Genomic DNA, 1,122 nt, shown 5'->3' with positions numbered 1-1,122 from the left:
CTAGCTGTACTAACCCGGTACGTTGGTGACGCGGCTTGCCGGTGAGGCGCCGTTGAGTGCGGTGTGGGGCCTGCTGTGATTGTAGTGCTCGAGGAAGTCCTGATAGCAGGCTTGGCGTTCGGCTTCTGAGCTATAGGCCTTGGCGTAGGCCCACTCCTCCTGGAGGATGCGGTTGAACCGCTCGACTTTGCCGTTGGTCTGGGGCCTGTATGGCCTTGTGCGCTTGTGCTTTATCCCGACTTCGGCGAGGACTGCGGCGAAGACGCGGGAGCGGTAGCAGGAGCCGTTGTCGGTCAATACCCTCTGGATTTTGACTCCTTGGGCGGCGAAGGCGGCGATGGCGTTGTGCATGAATGCCGCGGCGGTCGTCTGGGTTTCATCGGGCAGGATTTCGGAGTAGACGAACCGGGAATGGTCGTCCACTGCGTGATGCAAAAACGAGTAGCCCCGGACCTGGCCGCGGTCCTTGAGTCGGCCGTCGGCGAAGTTCTGTGCCCGGGAGTTCGCTTCGCCGTGCACGCGCCCGCGGGCCCGGTGCCCGCCCCCGTTGGGGATACGGCCGAGCTTCTTGATGTCTACGTGGACCATCTCGCCCGGCCGTGCATATTCGTATCGGCGGGCACGGTCCCGGCCACGGACCCTGATCCCTGTGGCCGGGTCCGTGAACCGCAGCGGCGGGCAAAGGTAGCGGGTCAGGATGCGGTGAACCGTGGAGATGTTCAGGTGCAGGTGGTACGCGATCCGCGCCGGCCCCCACCGCCTGTTCACACGCAGTCCCAGCACCCGCCGCTCGGTCCGGACTGCAGTCTGGTGCGGGCATGTCGCCGGCCGGCTCCTGCGGTCCTCCAGCCCGGCCTCACCCAATTCCCGGTAGCGGCGGGACCAGCGCACGGCGGTAGGCACGGAGACGTTGAACCGTTCCGCGGCCCGGCGCAACGGCCACCCGTCCACCACGATGCAGCGGGCCAGCTGCAGACGCCCCGAATAGGCCAGAAACGCGTTACGGTGGGACACGAGGACCTCCTGGTTTGTGTTTGCTCTCGACAAGCACCACACAACACCCGGAGGTCCTCTTATTGCGTCAAATCAGTCCCCGTGTCATCAACCTGCCGGGACAGTACA

1 protein-coding gene is annotated in these 1,122 nt (G+C 65.2%); it reads right to left on the bottom strand.

Translation table 11 applies throughout. The features are described 5' to 3' along the window. Positions 1 to 9: 9 nt before the first annotated feature. Positions 10 to 1,014, bottom strand: a complete 1,005-nt coding sequence (locus AC1DRE_RS25075) for an IS481 family transposase (RefSeq protein WP_476987166.1) — start codon at positions 1,012 to 1,014, stop codon at positions 10 to 12. Positions 1,015 to 1,122 lie beyond the last annotated feature (108 nt).

Source organism: Arthrobacter sp. P4_H3 (assembly GCF_056400885.1).
The sequence above is the reverse complement of the archived record's forward strand: the minus strand, read 5'-3'. Positions and strand labels throughout refer to the sequence as shown.